Origin of the sequence: Neorhizobium puerariae, assembly GCF_042429745.1 — a bacterium.
Classification (GTDB): Bacteria; Pseudomonadota; Alphaproteobacteria; order Rhizobiales; family Rhizobiaceae; genus Neorhizobium; species Neorhizobium puerariae.
The window spans coordinates 1-18,301 of record NZ_JBHMAA010000034.1 but is presented as its reverse complement, the minus strand read 5'-3'; the positions used below and the strand labels follow the sequence as shown (position 1 = coordinate 18,301).

The window sequence follows — 18,301 nt, the reverse complement described above, 5'->3', positions numbered from 1 at the left end:
CGGCCCTATTGCCTATCGCAGCCAGTTCTCGATCTTCAATCCCGGCACCCGGGAAAACTCTCTTTCGTTGTCCGTCACCAACACCGCATCGAGAGCGAGTGCGTGGGCGGCGATCCACAGGTCATTAGGACCAATGTTCTGCCCCTGTCTCAGCGCCAGTCGGACATCCGCATAACGCTGGTCGGTCGGTAGTGAGAGCGGCGCCACGTATAATCTTCGAGTGACAGCGGAAACTTTCCTCTCCAGCTCTTCCGACCAATTCTTTTTGACGCCGTACCAAATCTCGCCATGCGTAATGATGCTGATGAAGACATTCTCCTCGCCGACATCCAGCAGCCTTTCCAGAACCTTGCCTCGCGGATCACGGACGATTGCAGAGACAATGTTCGTGTCGAGCATGAAGCGCATCAGAGATCGATTTCTCGCAGTGGCGCCAATCCATCGTCGCCTGCTACGAAATCATCACCGCTCCAGGCTTCCGCCTGCTTCAGGTAGTCGATCAGGCCTGCCGTTACCGCCGTCCTCATCAGGATCGATCCATCCGGCTGGAGAACCATCACCACCTTGTTTCCTTCAAGATCGAACTCCTTCGGAATGCGTACGGCACGGCTACGTCCGTTTTTGAAGACGCTGACAGTGACGTCACCATCTTTCAGCTCGTGTACATGCTCGTTCATCTCCGTCTCCAATGCTGTGATATGCGCCCAGCATATCACAGCGCCAGCATTGTGGAAATCACTCCGCCGCGATCCCCATCCGCATCCGCTCCATCTCCACCAGCGCACGGCGGTATTCGACCGGCATGACCTTGCGGAATTTCGGCCGGTACTCGCTCCAGCGGTCAAGGATTTCCTTGGCGCGGGCCGAGCCCGTGTAGTGCAGGTGGTTGGAGATGAGCTGGTAGAGGCGCTCCTCGTCATGGCGCGTCATGTCCTCGGAAACGTCGACGCGTCCCTTGTGCATGAGGTCGCCGCCGTGATGGTGCAGCTTCTCCAGCATGTCGTCCTCTTCCGGAACCGGTTCGAGTTCGACCATCGCCATGTTGCAGCGCTTGGCGAAATCGCCGCTCTCGTCGAGCACATAGGCGACGCCGCCCGACATGCCGGCCGCGAAGTTACGGCCGGTTTCGCCGAGAACGACCACGATGCCGCCCGTCATGTATTCGCAGCCGTGGTCACCCACGCCCTCGACGACGGCGATCGCACCCGAGTTGCGGACGGCAAACCGCTCGCCGGCCACGCCGCGGAAGTAGCATTCGCCGGTGATCGCGCCGTAGAGCACGGTGTTGCCGACGATGATCGAGTTCTCCGCCACGAGCTTCGAGCTCTCCGGCGGGCGCACGATGATACGGCCGCCGGACAGGCCCTTGCCCACATAGTCGTTGCCGTCGCCCACCAGATCGAAAGTGATGCCGCGCGCCAGGAACGCGCCGAAGGACTGGCCGGCCGTGCCGGTGAGCGTCACATGGATCGTATCGTCCTTGAGACCCTTGTGGCCCCACCGCTTGGCAAGCGCGCCCGACAGCATGGCGCCGGCCGAACGGTCGACGTTCTTGATCGCCACGTCGAAGACCACCGGCTCCTTGCTTTCGAGCGCGGCCTGCGACTTCTCGATCAGCTTGCGGTCGAGAATGTCGTCGATCGGGTGCTTCTGGCGGGTCGTCCAGTAGGTCGCCTCCTTCGGAGCCTCCACCTTGTGGAAGATCTTCGTGAAGTCGAGGCCCCTGGCCTTCCAGTGCGCCAGCATCTCGTCCTTCTCCAGAAGCTCGGACATGCCGATGATGTCGTCGAGCCTGGTGAAGCCGAGCGAGGCGAGGATCTCGCGCACTTCCTCGGCCACGAAGAAGAAGTAGTTGATGACGTGTTCCGGCGTGCCCTTGAAGCGCTTGCGCAGGACCGGGTCCTGCGTCGCGACGCCGACCGGACAGGTATTCAGGTGGCACTTGCGCATCATGATGCAGCCGGCGGCGATCAGCGGCGCGGTCGCGAAGCCGAATTCGTCGGCCCCGAGCAGCGCCCCGATGATGACGTCGCGACCGGTCTTCAGGCCACCGTCGACCTGCAGCGCGATACGCGAACGAAGCCCGTTCAGCACCAGCGTCTGCTGGGTTTCGGCAAGGCCGATTTCCCAGGGGCTGCCGGCATGCTTCAGCGAGGTGAGCGGAGACGCGCCCGTGCCGCCGTCGAAACCCGCGACGGTGATGTGGTCGGCGCGCGCCTTGGCGACGCCCGCGGCCACCGTGCCGACGCCCACTTCCGAAACCAGCTTCACGGAAATATCGGACTCCGGGTTGACGTTCTTCAGGTCGAAGATGAGCTGCGCCAGGTCTTCGATCGAATAGATGTCATGGTGCGGCGGCGGCGAGATGAGGCCGACGCCCGGCGTGGAGTGACGGGTCTTGGCGACCGTCGCGTCCACCTTGTGGCCGGGCAACTGGCCGCCTTCGCCGGGCTTGGCACCCTGCGCCACCTTGATCTGCAGCATGTCCGCGTTCACGAGATATTCGGTCGTGACGCCGAACCGGCCGGAGGCGACCTGCTTGATCGCCGAGCGCTCCGGGTTCTGCGAACCGTCCGGCAGGGCCAGGTAGCGGTCGCTTTCCTCGCCTCCCTCGCCGGTGTTCGACTTGCCGCCGATCCGGTTCATGGCGATCGCGAGCGTCGTATGCGCCTCGCGGGAAATCGACCCGAAGGACATGGCGCCCGTCGAGAAGCGCTTGACGATGTCCGCCGCCGGCTCGACATCATCGATGGAGACCGGCTTGCGGCCGAGCGCTTCCGCCGACCTGATCTTGAACAGGCCACGAATGGTGTTCATCCGGGACGACGTCTCGTTCACCATCTCGGCGAATTCGCGGTAGCGCTCCTGGCTGTTGCCGCGCACGGCATGCTGCAGCGAGGCGACCGCATCCGGCGTCCATGCGTGGCTTTCGCCACGCATGCGGTAGGCATATTCGCCGCCGATATCGAGCGTCGAGGCAAGAACCGGGTCCTTGCCGAAGGCCGCATGATGGCGGGTCACGGTCTCCTGGGCGATCTCTTCGAGGCCGACGCCTTCGATGTTCGAGGCCGTGCCGAAGAAATACTTTTCGACCAGGTCCGAGGACAGGCCGATCGCGTCGAAGATCTGCGCGCCGCAATAGGACTGGTAGGTCGAGATGCCCATCTTGGACATGACCTTGAGGATGCCCTTGCCGACCGCCTTGATGTAGCGGTAGACGACTTCCTGGGCGTCGACTTCCTTGGGGAATTCGCCGCGCATGTGCATGTCGGTCAGCGTGTCGAAGGCGAGATAGGGGTTGATCGCCTCGGCGCCGTAACCGGCGAGACAGCAGAAGTGATGGATTTCGCGCGGCTCGCCGCTCTCCACCACGAGGCCGACCGAGGTGCGGAGCCCCTTGCGGATCAGGTGATGGTGCACCGCCGCCGTCGCGAGCAGCGCTGGAATGGCGATCCGGTCCGGACCGATCTGGCGGTCGGAAAGCACGATGATGTTGTAGCCGCCCTTGACCGCCGCTTCCGCGCGCTCGCAGAGGCGGTCGAGCATTTCCGGCATGCCTTCGGCGCCGCGCTCGATGTCATAGGTGAAATCGAGCGTCTTGGTGTCGAAGCGGTCCTCGGTATGGCCGATCGAGCGGATTTTTTCGAGATCGCCATTGGTCAGGATCGGCTGGCGCACTTCCAGCCGCTTGGCATTCGCCATGCCCTCGTGGTCGAGGATGTTCGGACGCGGGCCGATGAACGACACGAGGCTCATGACGAGCTCCTCGCGGATCGGATCGATCGGCGGGTTCGTCACCTGCGCGAAGTTCTGCTTGAAATAGGTGTAAAGCAGCTTCGACTTCGCCGACATGGCCGAGATCGGCGTATCGGTGCCCATCGAGCCGATCGCTTCCTGGCCGGTCGTCGCCATCGGCGACATCAGGAGCTTGGTGTCCTCGCTCGTGTAGCCGAAGGCCTGCTGGCGGTCGAGCAGCGACACGTCGCGACGCAGCGCGCGCGGCTCCACCGGCTTCAGGTCCTCGAGGATGAGCTGGGTGCGATCCAGCCAGTTGCGATAGGGATGCTTGGTCGCAAGCTCGGACTTCACCTCCTCGTCGGAGACGATCTGGCCCTTTTCCATGTCGATCAGCAGCATCTTGCCCGGCTGCAGGCGCCACTTCTTGACGATGCTTGTCTCCGGAACCGGCAGGGTTCCCGCCTCGGAAGCCAGGATGACGCGGTCGTCGTCGGTGACGAGGTAACGAGCCGGGCGCAGGCCGTTGCGGTCGAGCGTCGCGCCGATCTGCTTGCCGTCGGTGAAACAGACGGCAGCCGGGCCATCCCACGGCTCCATCAGGGCCGCGTGATATTCGTAGAACGCCTTGCGCTCCTTCGACATGGAATGGTTGCCGGCCCATGCTTCCGGGATCAGCATCATCATCGCATGGGCAAGAGAATATCCGCCGCGCACGAGGAACTCGAGCGCGTTGTCGAAACAGGCCGTGTCCGACTGGCCCTCGTAGGAGATCGGCCAGAGCTTGGAGATATCCTCGCCGAAAAGCGGCGAGGAGACCGACGCCTGGCGCGCCGCCATCCAGTTGACGTTGCCGCGCAGCGTGTTGATCTCGCCGTTATGGGCGACCATGCGGTAGGGGTGCGCCAGCTTCCAGGACGGGAAGGTGTTGGTCGAGAACCGCTGGTGGACAAGCGCCACCGCCGTCTCGAAACGCGGGTCCGAGAGGTCCTTGTAGTACGCTCCCACCTGATAGGCCAGGAACATGCCCTTGTAGACGATGGTCGAGGAGGACAGCGAAACCGGATAGAAACCGGTTTCCTGGCCGCCGAACTGGTCGTAGATGCGGTTGGAGATCACCTTGCGGACGAGGAAGAGCTTGCGCTCGAATTCGAGGTTCGTCGCGGCGTCGCGGCCGGCCCCGATGAAGACCTGCAGGTGATAAGGCTCGGTCGCAGCGATATCCGGCGCCTTGGAGAGCGAGGCATTGTCGACCGGCACCTCGCGGAAACCGAGGAACTGCTGACCTTCTTCGGCGATCGTCACGACGATCACCTGCTTGAAGTGCTCGATCTGCTCGGCATCGCGCGGCAGGAAGAAATGTCCGACGGCGTATTCGCCGGCCTTCGGCAGGGTGACGCCCTGCTTCGCCATCTCCTCGCGGAAGAAACGGTCGGGGATCTGCACCAGGATGCCCGCGCCGTCGCCCATCAGCGGGTCGGCGCCGACGGCACCGCGATGCGTCAGGTTTTCGAGGATGAAGAGCCCGTCCTTGACGATCTGGTGCGACTTCTTGCCCTTCATATGGGCGATGAAGCCGACGCCGCAGGCGTCGTGCTCGTTCTTCGGGTCATAAAGACCCTGACGCGCCGGCACGCCGGAGGCGACAAAGGGAATGCGCGCGGTCGTCTCGGCGGACATCGGCGCCCCGGCGCCGGACATCTCGGAGATTATCTTCGTCATCGTCGTTCCTCCTGTCGGCCGCTTCCGTGTCTATGGAAAACGGGCAAAGTGGCTCTCAATTGTCTCGTCAGGATGACAGGCCGCACGCCATTCCCTGATTCACGCGATGGCGCCGCTCCAGCGTCAGCTGCAGCCTTAGCAAGCGCAGCATAACCCGGATCGGCGTCAGCGGGAAAGAGCAGGAAATCTCGCTCGCTCCAGTCAGGAATTAGGACAGCACTTCTGTCCTAATTCTCATTTTCTATGACACAGTTGCGAAAGCTTAACAAGGGTGGAGTTTGAAAATTCCGTGGCGGCGCGACAGGAGATTTCGCCAGGTTGCGTAAGCGCGCAATTTAATTACCGGAACCGCCTGGCAATATTCGAATGATTGCCACCGGGATAGGTCCGCCGGGCGAAGGCGCCTTTCTCGTTGATTACGAGGTCAAAAGGCTTAATCTCGCGACGCTTTCGCAGTGCTTCAAGGTGTCTTCCATGTTTTTTGCCTCCGACAACTGGGCCGGCGCCCATCCCGCCATCAACGAACGCCTCTCGCGGGAATCGACCCGTTTCGCAGCGGCCTACGGCACAAGCGACCTCGACAAGACGGTCGAGGCCCGGTTCAACGAGATCTTCGAACGGGACGTCTCCGTCTTTTTCGTCTCGACCGGCACGGCGGCGAATTCCCTGTCGCTGGCGAGCGTCGCCCGCGTCGGCGGCGTCGTCTTTGCCCATTCGGAAGCGCATGTGATCGAGGACGAATGCGGAGCGCCGGATTTCTTCAGCGCCATGCGCATGGTTCCGGTCGAGGGCGAGAGCGGCAAGATCGATCCGGAAAAGCTCGCCGCCCGCATTGCCGGCTTCCCGCAGGGCCACGTCCATCACGGCCGCGCCGCCGCCGTCACGCTCACCCAGGCGACGGAAAGCGGCACGATCTACTCGCTCGACGAGATCGATGCGCTCACCGGCGTGGCCAAGGCGAACGGCCTGCCGGTCCATATGGATGGCGCGCGCTTCGCCAATGCGCTGGTCTCGCTCGGCTGCACGCCGGCGGAGATGACCTGGAAGCGCGGCGTCGACATCCTCTCCTTCGGCGGCACGAAGAACGGCTGCTGGTGCGCCGAGGCGATCGTCTTCTTCAACCCGGACCTCGCCAGGGATTTCGCCTTCATCCGCAAGCGCGCCGCCCAGCTCTTCTCGAAGACCCGTTTCATCTCCGCGCAATTCGAAGCCTACCTGCAGGACGACCTCTGGCTCGGCATGGCGAGCCACGCCAATGCCATGGCCGACCGGCTGCGCGCCGGCATCCGCTCGCTGAACAGCGCCCGGCTCGCATGGGACACGACCTCCAACGAGATCTTCGCCGTGCTCGACAAGGCCTCCGCCAAGGCGGCGGAAACCAGGGGCGCGAAATTCTACGACTGGCCGGCGCCGCACAACATGCCGGAACCGGTACGGGACAACGAAATGCTGATCCGCCTCGTCACCTCGTTTGCAACGACCAGGGAAGACGTCGACCAGTTCCTGTCGATCTGCGGGGCCGGCTGATCCTCTGCAATGCCTATACTTGACGCTGCGGCGCGATCTGCGCCGCGATCAGGCTCGAAAGCGCCTCCGTGAGCGCAGCGTCCGCGCCGCGCCGGGGAACCAGCACGAATTCCACGTCTTCGAGAACCGGAAGCCGGCCGGCCGGGATTTCCTTCAGCCCTGCCGGCGCCATGCTGCGCGGCTGGACGAGCACGCCCATGCCGGCCCGGGCTGCGGCGGTGAGACCGCTGAGGCTGCCGCAGGTGCAGACGATCCGCCAGACGACCTTTCCGCGGTCGAGCGCCTCCTGCGCCACACGTCTCGTGATGCTGGGCGGCGGGAAGGCGATCAGCGGCAACGCCTCGCCGCGCGACAGGACCAGATCGGGGTCGCGCGCCAGCCAGACAAGGGGCTCGCGATAGAGAAGCCGGCCATGGGTCTCGCCGATATGGCGCTTGGCCAGCACCAGATCGAGATCGCCCGCATCCTGCATCTGGTAGAGCACGGCCGAGAGCGCCACCGTCAGTTCCAGGTCGACCAGCGGGTAGAGCCGGATGAAGTCCTCGAGAATGGAGGTCAGCCGGTTGGCCACCACGTCTTCCGAGACGCCCAGCCTCAGGCGGCCCCTGAGCCGGCTCTCGCCGAACAGCGAAGCCACCTTGCCGTTGAGATCCAGCATGCTGCGCGCATAACCGAGCAATGCCTCGCCTTCCGCCGTCAGCCTGACCTGATGCGTATCGCGGAAAACGAGCTGCCGCCCGAGCGCTTTTTCAAGCCGCTGGATATGCTGCGTCACGGTCGACTGGCCGATCTCCAGCCGCACCGCCGTTTCCGTGAAACTGCCGGTCTGCTGCAGCATGACGAAACTGTTCAGATGTGTCAGGTTCAACATCGCCATCGACTTTCGTGATAACTGTTAGTATTTGCATTCCGCTTCATGATAAGCGAAGGATCGCCTCGCATAAAGCATGTCGTCGCTGGCGGGCGGATTCCGGCAGACGGCATGCACGGAACACATAAAGCACGCGTTTGGAATTCCTCCCATGAACCGTTTCCTGCCGGACCGCTTTACGGTCCTTCTCGTCTGCACCGTCATGCTGGCTTCCCTCCTGCCGATCCACGGAACTGCGGCCGAATGGTTCGGCGTCGCGACCGATATCGCCATCGGCCTGCTCTTTTTCCTGCACGGCGCGCGGCTTTCCCGGGATGTCGTGGTCGCGGGCATCCTTCACTGGCGGCTGCACCTGACGATCCTGCTGACGACCTTTGCGGTCTTCCCGCTGCTCGGTCTGGCGATCGGCCTCGTCCCCGAAGACATCCTCCCATCGCCGCTTTACATGGGCGTCCTCTTCCTGTGCGTCCTGCCATCCACCGTCCAGTCCTCGATCGCCTTCACATCCATGGCGGGCGGCAACGTGCCGGCGGCGATCTGCGCCGCCTCCGGCTCGAACATCTTCGGCATGTTCCTCACACCGCTGCTGGCGGGCCTTCTGCTTTCCACCACCGGCGGAGGCGGCTTTTCCTGGAATGCGCTGGAAAGCATCCTGCTGCAGCTCCTGGCGCCGTTCGTCGTCGGCCAGATCCTGCAGCCCTGGATCGGCGGCTGGATTCGCGCCCGCAAGAAACTGCTCGCCCCCGTCGACCGCGGTTCGATCCTCATGGTCGTCTACCTCGCGTTTTCCGAGGCGGTGATGGAGGGGCTCTGGCGCACCTTCTCGGCAGCGGATATCGCCATCGTGATCGTCATCGATATGTCGCTGCTCGCCTTCGTGCTGTGCCTCACCATGTTCGGCAGCCGGGCGCTCGGCTTCTCCAAGGAGGACGAGATCACCATCACCTTCTGCGGTTCGAAGAAATCGCTGGCGAGCGGCGTGCCCATGGCGAACGCGATCTTCGCCAACCAGTCCTCCGCGATCGGCGCGATCGTCCTGCCGCTGATGCTCTTCCACCAGATCCAGCTCATGGCCTGCGCCGTCATCGCCCAGAAATACGCCAACCGGCTGAAGGCAAAGGAAGCCGCAGCCGCCCCGGCTGCGGCCTGACAGCCATCTTGCGCCCGCGCCCCGGCACTTTCCAAAGCGCTTGGGTTTTATTATATTGGGTCATGCCGACCCTTTTGCGTTTCATTGGCCTGCGCGTGGTGATCTATCCGAATGATCATCGACCAGCGCATGTTCATGTGAAAGGAGCCGGCGGCGAAGCGGTGTTCCTTCTCAATTGCCCCGGCGGGCCATTGGAGTTGCGCGAAAGCTACGGATTCAAACTGGCAGAACTACGCCGCATCGAGGCAATGCTGACGCCCGAATTGGCTGTCCTCTGCGCGGCATGGAGTAGACATCATGGCGATTTCTGAAAAAGATCTGAAAGCTGCGGAAGGGCGCATGCAGGCGCAGCGGGAAGCGGGTTATGCCGTCTCCGCTCGCTATGACCGGCGCTCGTCCCGCATCGTCATCGGCCTGAATACGGATGTGCAGGTCGCGATCCCGGCCAGGAAGATCGAAGAGCTTTCCGAAGCGTCCGCAAAGGAACTCGAGGAGATCGAGATCAGTCCTTCCGGTCTTGGCCTCTATTGGCCGAAGCTGGACGCTGACGTTTATGTACCCGCGCTTCTGCAAGGTATTTTCGGCTCGAAGCGATGGATGGCCGCGCAGCTCGGCGCTACAGGAGGCAAGGTGAGTTCGGCGGCGAAAGCCGTGGCGGCGCGGGAGAATGGCCGCAAGGGCGGTCGCCCGAAAAAGACCGCAACGAATTGATTACACATGGAAACGCCCCTTCCCGGCGGAGGAAGGGGCGCTGGCTTGCTATCCTTGACTGGAGGTCGAAGGATTGAAAAAGGCTTAGTTGATCTGCTGCGGGGCGATCTGGGCCTCGATCTGCTTTGCGGTGTCGCCGGCTTCGGCGGCGATCGCGATGCGACGGGGCTTCATGGCTTCCGGGATGTTCCGCAGAAGGTCGATGTGAAGCAGGCCGTTCTTCAGCGAAGCGGACTGGACCTCGACATGGTCGGCGAGCTGGAAGCGGCGCTCGAAGGCGCGCTTGGCGATGCCGCGATAGAGATATTCGTTCTGGCCGACGGTTTCGTCTTCGCTCTTTTCACCTTTCACCGTCAGCACATGGGCATGGGCCTCGATCGAAAGTTCCTTTTCGTCGAAACCGGCGACTGCCATGGTGATGCGATAGGTGTTCTCACCGGTCCGCTCGATGTTGTAGGGCGGATAGCTCGGCGTCTGGTCGGCGGGGCCACGGCTGTCGAGAAGATTGAACAGGCGGTCGAAACCGACGGTGGAACGGTAGAGGGGGGAAAAATCGACGTGACGCATGATGTCCTCCTTGGGAAGCGACGTTGCGGTTTTCTTAAGAGGCTCCGCCTCCCGAAATGGCGATGGCGGACCCGTTTCAGCGGACCCTTGCCGGCGTCCGCAAACCTGAAATGGGAATTGTCCCCTGCGGGTTCAAGCCCTTCGAAAAACCTCCGCGACAGGCGGGCCGGACGGGTGAACCGCACATGAATGCGCGATTTGGGGAAGGTTCAGGATCGCCCCTGTAGAAAGACAACCAGGGAAGCAGGACTGCCTCCCGAAGTCATTCGTCCCTTCAGTCATTGTCGACCGGGACCGCGCGGTTATCCCTGAACCGCCGGTTCCGGTTTCTTTTTCCTTGACGTGCCGTCGCCCGCGCTTATCGCTATCGGCATGACCGACGCGGCAATATCCATGGAAGACCTTCTCCATCCGACCCCGGGCAACCCGGCCCCGGACAACTGCACGGCCGGTTATTTCACCGGCCATCGCGGCACGAAGCTGCGTTACGGCCTGTTCCGCTCCGGGATTTCCCCTGCCGTCGGCACGGTCGTGCTCATGCAGGGGCGCAACGAGTCCATCGAGAAATATTTCGAGACCATCCGGGACCTGAACGCCATGGGCCTCTGGGTCGCCACTTTCGACCTGCGCGGCCAGGGCGGTTCGGACCGCCTGACGAAGAAGCCGCGCAAGGGACATGTGCGCCGCTTCTCGGACTACGAGCGGGATCTGGAAATCTTCCTCGAACATATCGTGCTGCCGGATGCCCGCCTGCCCTTCTTCCTGGTCGGGCATTCGACCGGAGCATTGATCGCGCTTTCGGCCGCGCCGCGGCTGTCGAACCGCATCCACCGCATGGCGCTGGCGGCGCCCTATATCGCGCTGTCCGGCCAGGGCGTACCGGAAGGCGTCATCCGCACCATCGCCGGCACGGCGAACTGGACCGGGCTCGGACGCATCCAGCTCGGCAAGGACCAGAGCCGCCGCCCCTTCGAGGGCAATCCGCTCACCTCCGACACCAGGCGCTTCCAGCGCAATGCGGATATCATCGCCGCCCACCCGGAACTGACGATCGGCCCGCCGACCGCCCGCTGGCTGCACGAGACGTTCAAGGCCGCCCGCCGCGTTTCGAACCAGTCCCACCTGACGCGGATCACCATCCCGACGCTGATCCTCGCCCCCATGCTCGACCGCATCGTGCCCTACCGGGCGCAGGAGGAACTGTCGCGCAACTTCCGCGCCGCCCAGCTCGTCACGATCAACGGCGCGCGTCATGAGCTTTTTCAGGACAGGGACATCTACCGGGCGCAGGTCCTGGCGGCGATCGAGGCCTTCATGCCCGGCCAGGACGGCGGCTTCGGCCTCTCCGAAACCGCCGCGTGATCCTTCTCACGCGCCCGAAAGCAGCTTCAATGCCTCCGCGTGCACAGCCTTGCTGCCGGCCGCGACGATGCTGCCGCCACCTTCCGGACGGCCACCCTCCCAGGTGGTGATGACGCCACCGGCCTGTTCGATGAGCGGGATGAGCGCCCCTACGTCATAGGGCTTCAGCCCGTTCTCGACGACGAGATCCACATGGCCGGCAGCAAGCAGCGCATAGGCATAACAATCGCAGCCGTAACGGAAGAGCCGCACCCGGCTTTCGACCGATTCGTATCGGGATTTGTCGCTGCCGGCGAAAAGATGCGGCGATGTGGTGAACAGGATGGCGTCGCCCAGCGTTTTGCAGTCGCGCGTGGAAATCTGCCGCTCGCCATCCGGCCCGCGATACCAGGAGCGCGTCCCGTCGGCGAAATAGCGCTCCCCGGTGAAGGGCTGGTCGACGAGACCCATCGTGGCGCGGCCGTTCGACTGGAAGCCGATCAGCGTACCCCAGACGGGCAGGCCGGAGATGAAGGCGCGCGTTCCGTCGATCGGGTCGATCACCCAGATATGCTCGCGGTCGAGCCCGACATTCTCATGCTCCTCGCCCAGAATACCGTGCGCGGGGAATTTCTCGGTGATCAGCGAGCGGATCGCGGTCTCGGCGGCCCGGTCGCCCTCCGTCACCGGATCGAACCCGCCCTCCAGCTTGTTCGTCACATAGGTTCCGGTCCGGAACCGCGGCAGCGTCTCCGCCCTGGCGGCATCGGCAAGTTCGTAGAAGAAATTGCGGTCGGGAAGCATCGGAGAAAATCCCTCGTGGATGGAGACTTCTTCTAATCATGTTTCCGGAAACAGGAAACCGGTTTCCTCCCCAGTGGGCGCCAGCGGATCGGGCCACTGCCGCAAATCTTATCACTCCGCCTAAAAATGACGCAAATTTAATCAACCAAAATAATTGCTTGACATTTGTGCAGTGCAATACTACCGTCAGGTCACAGTCTTTGACTGTAAATACCCTCCTTGGGTGTTTCCTCCCTAGACTTAGCCGCGCCCGCAGGCGCGGTTTTTTTTGCTCGCAAGCCAGTGGAGCATCATGCGCCCTTCCCGACGCACAAAGGACGCCCGAATCCATTGAAGCACGAAGCTTGGGGCCTGACGCCGGCATTTCTTGAATGTGGGAAGCCCGGGAAACTATTCCGCCGCGAGCGCGCCGCTGCTGCCGGAAAAATCGACGACGAAGTCGGCCATCTGCCGCATGAAGGTGGAAAGCGCGGCCGCGATCATCGGAAATTCCGGCCTCTTGGCAAGCGTCACCTCGTCCACGTAGAGGGAGCGGTTGACCTCGATCTGCAGCGCATGCAGGCCCCGGACGGGCCGGCCGTAGTGCTCGGTGATGAACCCGCCGGCATAGGGCTTGTTGCGCACGGCCGAAAAGCCCATGCCATCCAGGAAGTGCAGCGCGGCGCGGGAAAGTTCGGCCGATGCGCTGGTGCCGTACCGGTCGCCGATGATGAAATCGGGCCGGATATCCGAGCCGGACAGCCGGATATTGCCGGGCATCGAATGGCAGTCGATCAGGACGGCAAGCCCGAAGCGGGCGTGGGTGCGGGCGATCAGCTTTCTCAGGCAGGCATGGTAGGGCTTGTAAATGGTCTCGATGCGGGACATTCCCTCGTCGACGGAAAGCCGCCGGCGATAGATCTCCATGTTCTCGGCCACGATCCGCGGAATGGTGCCGAGACCGCCCGCCACCCGCATGGACCCGATGTTAACGAAGGGCGGCAGAGGCCCGTCGAACATGCGCGGGTCGAGTTCGTAGGGCTCGCGGTTCACGTCGAGATAGGCGCGCGGGAAATGGGCGAGCAGCAGGGGCGCTCCGAGTTCCGGCGCATCGGCGAAAAGCTCGTCCACGTAATGGTCGGCCGAGCGGCGGATGGAAAGCGCGTCGAGATTGGCGTCGGCCAGGAAAGCAGGCGGATAGAGGCGGCCGCTATGCGGCGAGTTGAAAACGAAGGGGATAGTCTGCGCGGCGGGCTCCCTTACTTCGAAATGCTCATAATCGCCCGCGTTGCAATCCATCCTGCCTTTACCATGTCACGAACTTGTCCGGACACCCATGTTGCCAGTTGCCCGGCATGAAGTCCATACTGATGGGTGTGTAGAACGTCCATTTGAAACCAATTCTGCTGGCTCGACCCGGGCGGTTGCGCGAGGAGAAGGATACGTGCCGCAGCTCTTACATGCGGCCGGTCCTTTGATCACGCGGACGGCCGGTTCAAGCCGGCCTCCGGGCGGCGTGATTTTTGTCATTTCCCACGGCCTCTGCCGTGATTCTGACGAAAATTCGTAGCAGCGGAATGGTTCCAAATGGGCGTTCGTCGCTCTATATCCTACCAAACCCTTCTTCCGCCTCCATTAAACGGATATTTACCGTATCTTGGCAGTGTGAGAGACATCTAAAACACTTGAAATCTGCATTGGATGACGGTCCCCGGAGATGATTCAGAAAATCCTTCTCGCCGAAGACGACAACGACATGCGCCGCTTTCTGGTGAAGGCGCTGGAAAAGGCGGGCTACAAGGTCGCTTCCTTCGACAATGGCGCCAGCGCCTATGACCGCCTGCGCGAGGAACCGTTCTCGCTGCTCCTGACCGACATCGTCATGCCCGAAATGGACGGCATCGAGCTGGCGCGCCGCGCCACCGAGCTCGACCCGGACCTGAAGGTGATGTTCATCACCGGGTTTGCGGCCGTCGCCCTCAACTCCGATTCCAAGGCTCCGAAGGATGCCAAGGTCCTCTCCAAACCGTTCCACCTGCGCGATCTGGTGGATGAAGTGAACAAGCTTCTCGCGGCCTGAGACCTGAAACGCCTGGAAATGCGGGGCCTTCAAAAAAGCTTCGCATTTCGTCACAAAAACCAGTTGACGGCCCGATCAGTCTATGGTCTATGCGCCGCCATCGGATGGGCGTGTAGCTCAGCGGGAGAGCACTACGTTGACATCGTAGGGGTCACAAGTTCGATCCTTGTCACGCCCACCATTCCGATTCCCTGCTAACACAGGCGTTTGCGAGGTTGACGACATAACCCGATTTCCTTTCCAAGTTCATTTGCCCAAGTTTCGCCCACGAAATCGCGTTTTTGCGGCCTCTTTGCTGCCCGTCGAATGATGCCCGTAAGTGTCGCGGATCACCTTTTCCGAGGTGCCGAGGAAGCCTGCCACGTCCCACATCGTCTCGCCCTCGTCGAGGAGCCAGGTGGCGCAGGTATGCCGCAGCACATGCGGAACGACGTCCCGGCCGAGCCCTGCCCGGTCGCGGGCGTTGTTGAAGCCGGTCTTCAGCTTAGCGATCAGGTCGCCGTGATATTCGATCGGCCCGTGAGCGGTGAGCTTCCGCCAGCGGGCAAGATGGCGAACCAATACCCATGGGATGCGAGCCGGCGGCCGCCGCTTGTTCGTCTCGGCCTGGCCGTCTCCCTTGCGGTAGAGGATCTCGTGCTCGATATCGAGCCATCCGCCATCGGCGTTCCGTTCCCACCGTAGGTTCAGGATCGCATCGTGCCGGGTGCCGGTGTAGAGCCCGATGAGGATGAAGCGGGCGACGTGATATTGCGGCCGGTGCCACCTGCGCCAGCCTTCGAGCTGCCGCGTAGCGACGTCGGAATAAGTCGGAACGAACCCCAAGGCCGCCGCCAGGAGGCGAACCGCCTCCGCTTCGGAAAGCCAGCGAACGCGCGCGGGCGATTTCTTCGGCAGCTTGAGCTTGACCGGATAGAGGAGCTTCTTTTCCTCATGAGCGAAGTTCAGCGCCGCCTGCAGCGTTTCCAGTTCGCGGCGGGCGGTGGCCGCTTTGACCGCCCTTCGCCCCACCTCGCCCGACTGCCGCTGTTTCACATAATCCCGGCAGGCTTTCGGATCGACTTGCGCGACGACCTTGTCGCCGAAGAACTGGTTGAGCGGCAGCATGTGGAAACCGATCAGCTCCGGGTGCGTCGTGGTCGGCGCATGCTCCTCGACGTAGTAGAGCATGACGTCCGCCGCGGCTACGCTTTCCGGATCACCCTTGTGGAAGTCCGGCTTGTGTCTTTGAGCGAGGTATTTTTCGAGCGCCCGATCAGCGCCAGCGACATCGTCTGCAAGGCATCCTGTGCTGACTTCAACCGATCCGTCGAGGATGACCCAGACGGCTGCTCGTCCCTTTCGCTCGCGGAGCCACTTGCGGACCCCTTTTGATTTGCGCGGCATTTCGCCCTCATCGCCTTTATGTGGTTCAGCGTCGTGAATTGCTTCCCCGCGATCGTCTCGGCCGCGAGGTTGCCGTTCCTGATTTCGGTGCGAAGACCGCTCACCGTCATTCCCCCGTGCGGGAAGGCCAACTCGAGCGCCTTCTTGAGGCGCAATGGCATATCGTCTGTGACGAGGTTGGGATCGATTTTCATGCCGCCACCTCGTCAATCTCGCGATCATCGGCGGAGATCAGGCCAAAGCCGCCGTGGATGGTCCAGCCGAGGGAGGGCTCCATATCTCCCGGCTCCTCCTCGTCTGGATTGCCGTCCATCATGTCGAGAACGGCAAGCAGCGCCTTGATCGCGTCCTCGATTGGTTTTCGTTGAAGCGCGATCATGCCGCCACCTTCCTCGGCCACCCCATCTCGCGCAGCTCGTCGAGCGCGAGATTCAAGCAATCGATAGCCGCGCCACCGACCACTTTCATGGCGCTGGCGTGATTTTCGTCGAAGGCATCCGCCGCCATGCAGATCGCAGTGAGAAAGTCTATCGCGTCATGGATCTGACTGATGGCCCCCGCACAATCTGCGGACGTCTGGGGCTCTGTTTCGAAAAACCTCAGAGAGGCGCGAACCATGGCTTTTATAATCCTGGAATCGGCGTGATCCCGTTTTTCCTCGTCAGCCAGGCGCAAGGCCTCAATCGCCGCGATCCTGGTTGTCGCCGGTTGCTCCCACCGTTCAAGGGCATCCTGAGGCGGCCTATATGTCGCCGCGATCGCGTCTTCATGCTGCCTGCCATTCCCGAAATCCGGCAACTCGCAAAATTTGGCCATACCCGATCTGAAATCGGCAATAGCCTGGGCCAAAGGATCAATGGTCGAATGCCTGGCCGCGGTTTTCCGTGCAACGCCCCTCATGCAGCACCGCCTTCGGCGCTTGGCCATGAAACGTCCAGAAAGACCGTCCCGCCGGAGCCCTTCCTGTGGGCGTGGTACCCGCCATAAACGTCATCACACCCGGGGTGAAGCCGTAAGAGGATACTGCGGAGCCTGGCGATGCAGGCGTCAAGCTGCTGCTCCAGCGGCAACTCTCTCTCCGCCGCGATCTCTTTCAGGATCACCGGGTAGTGGTGGAATAAATCGTTGGCCGAGGGATAGATGCAGGCATAAAATCGGCCGTCGAGGTAGTCGTTCAGCACGTCCGAAAGCTCGCCGGCATGGCGGTCAAAGCGCTCGATCGGCAATTCGGAAAGCGGCTGGTGGGAAACTTCTTCACCAGCCGCCAGCGCCACGGCCGGCAATGTTGCGGCGGTGCTGGCGGTGGCGGCGGTGATGAAGGTGCGGCGCGAAAGGCTTGCGCCCTCGCCGCCGATCGGTGTAAGGTTCTTCTGCATTTGGTATCCTTTCTCTGGATGCAGAAAAAGCCGACGCGGGTCTCAAGCAGCGTCGGCTTTTTTCGTTTCTGTCTGCCGTCTCATTTTCTCTTTGAGAGCCAGCACGATTTCAGCGGTTTGGGAGCGCAGGTTCCTACTAGCTTCCTCCGCCAGCCATCGCTTCACGTCATCTGGAATATTGAGTTTAAACTGTTTCTGAACGTCGCTCATCATCTACCCTTTCACTAATTTGGTGAAAGTTATCATGCACCAAATTAGTGCGCAATGGGGCGCTATTGGTTTTTTCACCAATTTGGTGTTTAAGGGTTCCGATGGCCAAGCAAGATGATTACGCCCGCTATACAATACGGGTACCCCAGGAAACCTATTCGCTGATCGAAAAAGCCGCCGCTGAAGCTAACCGCTCAGTGAATGCCGAGATTGTAAGTCGGTTAGAAACCTCTTTGACCGATATGGGTCAGGAGATTTCCGAGTTGAGTAAAAAACTCCAACGCCGTGACGAACAGTTGTCAATTGCACTTATGGAGCAGCGTAAAGGCAGGCGGCAACGCAACACGTTGGTTATCGAACTCGAAAACTGCAGGAAATTGCTCGACGGTGGCGCGGTAAAACGCATCGCCGAACTTGAAGCGCAGCTGATGGCTAGGTCAGAACACGTAGATCAGCTTTATGAACAAGCCAATACCGTTGCAGGCTTGCATCAATCGATAGCGCAATTGCGCGAAGACATTGAATTAATAAAGGCTGCAGTTCTACGAAAGGAGTAGTCCATGAGCGTTTCGATTGATCAGCGCCTTGGCCAACTTGGAGACTCCTATCAGGAATGCTGGTTTGCGCCATTCGCTGTTTCAGGATGTTTAAAGTGCATGAAGCCGTCCAGAACAGTCAGAGCCTGCGCAGCGCCGAACCAAGGCCGGGTACTGCTAAGAGCCTGTCCGAGAATTGGGGTTGAGTGATCGGGCCGCTGATGATTCCAATCGGGTGTCTTGAAGCCTGAATGGAAGCGCCATGTGGAACCCGACCACCCGGCGGCATTATAGTCGCAATCAGCC

The 18,301-nt window shown here is 61.8% G+C and carries 21 protein-coding genes and 1 tRNA gene; 8 read left to right on the top strand and 14 right to left on the bottom strand.

What is annotated here, in order from left to right; genetic code table 11:
* Positions 1-12: 12 nt before the first annotated feature.
* The 3 genes from ACFFP0_RS26810 to gltB are packed head-to-tail and all read right to left on the bottom strand — an operon-like array spanning position 13 to position 5,436.
* Complete coding sequence (locus ACFFP0_RS26810) at positions 13-408, bottom strand: type II toxin-antitoxin system VapC family toxin (RefSeq protein ID WP_377265277.1); 396 nt, start codon at positions 406-408, stop codon at positions 13-15.
* Positions 408-677, bottom strand: a complete 270-nt coding sequence (locus ACFFP0_RS26805) for an antitoxin (protein ID WP_377265276.1) — start codon at positions 675-677, stop codon at positions 408-410. The genes ACFFP0_RS26810 and ACFFP0_RS26805 overlap by 1 nt, the downstream gene beginning before the upstream one ends.
* Positions 678-735: 58 nt before the next feature.
* Entirely contained in the window at positions 736-5,436 is a 4,701-nt protein-coding gene (gene gltB, locus ACFFP0_RS26800; RefSeq protein WP_446692718.1) for a glutamate synthase large subunit, read from the bottom strand.
* A 495-nt stretch (positions 5,437-5,931) separates the two neighbouring features.
* On the opposite strand from gltB, the gene ACFFP0_RS26795 reads away from it, so the two are divergent.
* Positions 5,932-6,984, top strand: coding sequence for a threonine aldolase family protein (locus ACFFP0_RS26795; protein ID WP_377265274.1), 1,053 nt, complete (start codon positions 5,932-5,934; stop codon positions 6,982-6,984).
* A gap of 13 nt (positions 6,985-6,997) precedes the next feature.
* On the opposite strand, the gene ACFFP0_RS26790 is transcribed toward ACFFP0_RS26795, so the two are convergent.
* Complete coding sequence (locus ACFFP0_RS26790; protein WP_377265318.1) at positions 6,998-7,855, bottom strand: LysR family transcriptional regulator; 858 nt, start codon at positions 7,853-7,855, stop codon at positions 6,998-7,000.
* Positions 7,856-8,006: 151 nt separating this feature from the next.
* Here ACFFP0_RS26790 and ACFFP0_RS26785 point away from each other — a divergent pair, with 151 nt between their 5' ends.
* The 3 genes from ACFFP0_RS26785 (at position 8,007) to ACFFP0_RS26775 (ending at position 9,716) form a co-directional block, all read left to right on the top strand.
* Complete coding sequence (locus ACFFP0_RS26785) at positions 8,007-9,005, top strand: bile acid:sodium symporter family protein (RefSeq protein WP_377265273.1); 999 nt, start codon at positions 8,007-8,009, stop codon at positions 9,003-9,005.
* Between the two features lie 62 nt (positions 9,006-9,067).
* Positions 9,068-9,316, top strand: a complete 249-nt coding sequence (locus ACFFP0_RS26780) for a DUF4160 domain-containing protein (RefSeq protein ID WP_377265272.1) — start codon at positions 9,068-9,070, stop codon at positions 9,314-9,316.
* Positions 9,303-9,716 (top strand): DUF2442 domain-containing protein, encoded by a 414-nt coding sequence (locus ACFFP0_RS26775; protein WP_377265271.1) that lies wholly within the window; start codon positions 9,303-9,305, stop codon positions 9,714-9,716. The genes ACFFP0_RS26780 and ACFFP0_RS26775 overlap by 14 nt, the downstream gene beginning before the upstream one ends.
* 84 nt (positions 9,717-9,800) lie before the next feature.
* Here the strand turns inward: ACFFP0_RS26775 and ACFFP0_RS26770 are convergent, their stop codons facing one another.
* Entirely contained in the window at positions 9,801-10,283 is a 483-nt protein-coding gene (locus tag ACFFP0_RS26770; protein ID WP_377265270.1) for an Hsp20 family protein, read from the bottom strand.
* 393 nt (positions 10,284-10,676) lie between these two features.
* Here ACFFP0_RS26770 and ACFFP0_RS26765 point away from each other — a divergent pair, with 393 nt between their 5' ends.
* Entirely contained in the window at positions 10,677-11,645 is a 969-nt protein-coding gene (locus tag ACFFP0_RS26765; RefSeq protein ID WP_377265269.1) for an alpha/beta fold hydrolase, read from the top strand.
* A gap of 6 nt (positions 11,646-11,651) precedes the next feature.
* Here ACFFP0_RS26765 and hisN read toward each other — a convergent pair whose 3' ends face one another.
* Entirely contained in the window at positions 11,652-12,428 is a 777-nt protein-coding gene (hisN, locus tag ACFFP0_RS26760; RefSeq protein ID WP_377265268.1) for a histidinol-phosphatase, read from the bottom strand.
* Positions 12,429-12,818: 390 nt separating this feature from the next.
* A complete protein-coding gene (locus tag ACFFP0_RS26755) occupies positions 12,819-13,706 on the bottom strand; it encodes an N-formylglutamate amidohydrolase (RefSeq protein ID WP_377265267.1) in 888 nt (295 codons plus the stop codon).
* Positions 13,707-14,124: 418 nt separating this feature from the next.
* Here ACFFP0_RS26755 and cpdR1 point away from each other — a divergent pair, with 418 nt between their 5' ends.
* Together cpdR1 and ACFFP0_RS26745 are read left to right on the top strand one after the other, a co-directional pair.
* A complete protein-coding gene (gene cpdR1 / locus ACFFP0_RS26750; RefSeq protein ID WP_037077221.1) occupies positions 14,125-14,487 on the top strand; it encodes a response regulator CpdR1 in 363 nt (120 codons plus the stop codon).
* A gap of 106 nt (positions 14,488-14,593) precedes the next feature.
* A tRNA-Val gene (locus ACFFP0_RS26745) sits at positions 14,594-14,668 on the top strand.
* Positions 14,669-14,733: 65 nt separating this feature from the next.
* Here ACFFP0_RS26745 and ACFFP0_RS26740 read toward each other — a convergent pair.
* Genes ACFFP0_RS26740 through ACFFP0_RS26715 form a run of 6 tightly spaced genes read right to left on the bottom strand, consistent with a single transcriptional unit; the run spans position 14,734 to position 17,459 of the window.
* Entirely contained in the window at positions 14,734-15,657 is a 924-nt protein-coding gene (locus ACFFP0_RS26740) for a tyrosine-type recombinase/integrase (RefSeq protein WP_377265266.1), read from the bottom strand.
* Between the two features lie 14 nt (positions 15,658-15,671).
* Positions 15,672-16,067, bottom strand: a complete 396-nt coding sequence (locus ACFFP0_RS26735; RefSeq protein WP_377265265.1) for an excisionase — start codon at positions 16,065-16,067, stop codon at positions 15,672-15,674.
* Positions 16,064-16,252 (bottom strand): hypothetical protein, encoded by a 189-nt coding sequence (locus ACFFP0_RS26730; protein ID WP_377265264.1) that lies wholly within the window; start codon positions 16,250-16,252, stop codon positions 16,064-16,066. The genes ACFFP0_RS26735 and ACFFP0_RS26730 overlap by 4 nt, the downstream gene beginning before the upstream one ends.
* Positions 16,249-16,773: a hypothetical protein gene (locus tag ACFFP0_RS26725; protein ID WP_377265263.1), complete on the bottom strand. Its 525-nt coding sequence runs from the start codon at positions 16,771-16,773 to the stop codon at positions 16,249-16,251. The genes ACFFP0_RS26730 and ACFFP0_RS26725 overlap by 4 nt, the downstream gene beginning before the upstream one ends.
* A complete protein-coding gene (locus ACFFP0_RS26720) occupies positions 16,770-17,249 on the bottom strand; it encodes a hypothetical protein (RefSeq protein ID WP_377265262.1) in 480 nt (159 codons plus the stop codon). The genes ACFFP0_RS26725 and ACFFP0_RS26720 overlap by 4 nt, the downstream gene beginning before the upstream one ends.
* Positions 17,250-17,291: 42 nt before the next feature.
* Positions 17,292-17,459 (bottom strand): Arc domain-containing protein, encoded by a 168-nt coding sequence (locus tag ACFFP0_RS26715; RefSeq protein WP_377265261.1) that lies wholly within the window; start codon positions 17,457-17,459, stop codon positions 17,292-17,294.
* 101 nt (positions 17,460-17,560) lie between these two features.
* Between ACFFP0_RS26715 and ACFFP0_RS26710 the strand changes: the two genes are divergently transcribed.
* Positions 17,561-18,016: an Arc family DNA-binding protein gene (locus ACFFP0_RS26710; RefSeq protein WP_377265260.1), complete on the top strand. Its 456-nt coding sequence runs from the start codon at positions 17,561-17,563 to the stop codon at positions 18,014-18,016.
* A 50-nt stretch (positions 18,017-18,066) separates the two neighbouring features.
* On the opposite strand, the gene ACFFP0_RS26705 is transcribed toward ACFFP0_RS26710, so the two are convergent.
* The coding region (locus ACFFP0_RS26705; RefSeq protein ID WP_377265259.1) for a hypothetical protein at positions 18,067-18,301 on the bottom strand (235 nt) is incomplete at its 5' end.